The sequence below is a fragment of the Paenibacillus sp. 3LSP genome (genome assembly GCF_032465655.1).
Lineage (GTDB): Bacteria > Bacillota > Bacilli > Paenibacillales > Paenibacillaceae > Fontibacillus > Fontibacillus barengoltzii.
This window is the reverse complement of record NZ_JAWDJI010000201.1, coordinates 1-2,484: the sequence shown is the minus strand read 5'-3', so window position 1 is coordinate 2,484 and position 2,484 is coordinate 1. Positions and strand designations below refer to the sequence as shown.

4 protein-coding genes are annotated in these 2,484 nt (G+C 33.8%); 3 read left to right on the top strand and 1 reads right to left on the bottom strand.

From position 1 onward, the window contains the following. Nucleotides 1-554, bottom strand: a 554-nt coding sequence (locus RW092_RS17145) for an AAA family ATPase (protein ID WP_316010784.1), incomplete at its 3' end; no start/stop codon positions are given. Nucleotides 555-694: 140 nt separating this feature from the next. Here RW092_RS17145 and RW092_RS17140 point away from each other — a divergent pair. Genes RW092_RS17140 through RW092_RS23925 form a run of 3 tightly spaced genes read left to right on the top strand, consistent with a single transcriptional unit; the run spans nucleotide 695 to nucleotide 2,400 of the window. Beyond that, on the top strand, nucleotides 695-1,561 hold the full coding sequence (locus RW092_RS17140) for a restriction endonuclease (RefSeq protein WP_316010783.1): 867 nt from the start codon (nucleotides 695-697) through the stop codon (nucleotides 1,559-1,561). Continuing rightward, the gene (locus tag RW092_RS17135; RefSeq protein ID WP_316010782.1) at nucleotides 1,513-1,893 is read left to right on the top strand and encodes a hypothetical protein; all 381 of its coding nucleotides are present in this window, start codon (nucleotides 1,513-1,515) and stop codon (nucleotides 1,891-1,893) included. The genes RW092_RS17140 and RW092_RS17135 overlap by 49 nt, the downstream gene beginning before the upstream one ends. A gap of 9 nt (nucleotides 1,894-1,902) precedes the next feature. After that, nucleotides 1,903-2,400 carry a RipA family octameric membrane protein gene (locus RW092_RS23925; RefSeq protein WP_486187853.1) on the top strand — a complete coding sequence of 166 codons (498 nt, stop codon included), beginning with the start codon at nucleotides 1,903-1,905 and terminating at the stop codon, nucleotides 2,398-2,400. The last annotated feature ends 84 nt before the right edge of the window (nucleotides 2,401-2,484 follow it).

Sequence of the window (2,484 nt, the reverse complement as noted above, 5' to 3'; positions counted from 1 at the left end):
ATATTAACTGCAATAGAGGAGTCAAAATATTTGACATAATTATATAATGATCCATAACCAGCAGACTTGTTCCATACTGTTTCTTCATATTGATCAGAAAGCTGATAAACGAAAGAGGACTCCTCGGTAGATAATTCTCTTACATTTTCAATCGGAGTATCTGGTTCTTTTGGTATTGTTAAGACTTTTAAGGCTGAACATAAGCTTGATTTACCAGTTCCATTAGCTCCAAAAATAACAGTAACTCTTTTACTGAGGTTTAGTCTTATATTATTATCTAATCTTTTAAAGTTTCTAAAACTATGTAAATGCTTTAAATGTATAAAAGGTGAGTCAGTAGAATTATTGTTTTCCTTGATCTGTTGAGGGATTTTTACATCGGACTTGTATTCCATCTCACCTTTAAATATGGCCATAAGCATTTTTGATTGATTCTCTGAAAGATGTCCATTCTGGGTTGAAATTGCCTGATCGCAAAGATAAGTAAACCATGGATGTTTTATTTCCTCTCTTAGATTTAGCAGGTAGCCAATAGCATCAGTTGGTGTTTTCAAAATACGACACCTCTTTAGAAAAATATTACTTTTGTTATTTGACATTCAGCTTGTTTTCCCTTTTTTTCGACAACTTTAGCATTAAAGAATAAACCTTATAATAGTATCTGTTTACAGTTGATAGTCGGAGATGGTTTGACATGCCCTATAATCTAAAGTATTACACAGATAACTATACAACATTCGATGAATGGTTTGAACTTGTACTTAATAATGACGAAGTTGTATATCCTTCTTTAAGAATTCCCTATAGTAAGTGGTTAGAAGAGTATATAAAAGAAATTGAGAATAGGTCGATTGATGAAGTAAAAAAATTGTTAAGATGTTTATTATGTCCTATTACCCGAGGTTTTGATATATCTGACTACGAAACATATCTCTTATTAAAGGAGTCAAAGATTGCAGAACATACAGAAATGGCAAAAAAAATGTCCCATAATGAGAGATACCATAGATTAGCTAATGGGCAAGATGCGTGGGAGGGTATGACTTGGGTCCTAGAATTGTTACCTTCTAATCCTTACAATGCAATCAAGGCTCTTGAAAGTTATGTATACGCACAGCCAAATCTTCCAGATGATAGAATCATTGGGATAGATCAATGTATACAAATAATTTTAGCAAGGTTTATAACTCTTGATAATTCATTCGAGATATTATTAAACTTAAAGCCAATTGAATTTGAATGGTTGATAGAGCATTTATATGAAAGTATGGGATATGAAACGATATGGACGACATCTACTCGTGATGGAGGCAAAGATATTATAGCAACGATACAAAGGACTGATGGGATTGAACATGTATATATTGAGTGCAAACTTTATAAAACTACTTCTATGAAAATTGAAACTATCAGAGCATTTCGCGATACTGGTCTCTTAATTTCCAGTATTGACAGGTGTTCGCACTTTAAACAGCGAAGAAGCACTTTTATCCTGAGAGGAGTGTTGGATTCATGGCTAAGCGAATATTTACTAGTTTTGCAATTGAAGACAAAATCCTGAGAGACTTTTTGGTAGGTCAAGCTAAAAATGAAAAGTCGCCATTTGAGTTTGTTGATATGTCTGTTAAAGAGCCATGGGACTCGAGCTGGAAAACAAAATGTCGAACAAAGATTAAAGGCTGCGATGGTGTATTGATAATTGTTACAAAGAACACTAAGAAAGCAGATGGGCAGCTCTGGGAGATTAAATGCGCCAAAGAAGAAGGAATCCCATGTAGAGGTATATGGGGCAGCCAAGATAATCGTCCTACTACACTTCCTACCGAACTTGAGGATGTAAGAATTGTGAATTGGACATGGAGTAACATTAAAAACTGGATTGATTCCTTGTAAGGCGGTTGAATGAAATTGTCTCCATTATTAAGCCAGGATGAAGAAAGCTACGGAAGCAACTATAAGAATCACTTAATAGAGCAATATAAACTATATGTTGAGATGGCTGATAGGATAAGTTCTAGACGATTAACGGCAAGTTCTTTTTTTCTAAGTATAAACACTGCGCTTATTTCAATATTGGGTTTTATAAAGCTTGATCGCGAAGTAATTAATATTAATTACTTAGTTCTGTTAATGTGCTTTTGTGGCATGATTTTATCATACTTATGGTATAGGCTAACAAGATCTTATAGGGATTTAAATTTCGGAAAATTTCAGGTTATACATAAAATTGAAGAGTTGCTTCCTATTAGACCATATGAAGAAGAATGGAATCAATTAGGTCAAGGTAAGGATCGAAAAAAATATTTACCTTTTACACATATTGAAGTCTATGTTCCATGGGTTTTTTTGGGAATATACTTGATTATTATTCTGTACTCCCTATACTCATTAATCTGTTAAAGAGCCATTCCTGTAAGGAATTAATTTGAGGTTTGAACAGAAAAAGCGCCTCCTGTATGCTGGGTCTCGGAATGGTTCGTCATT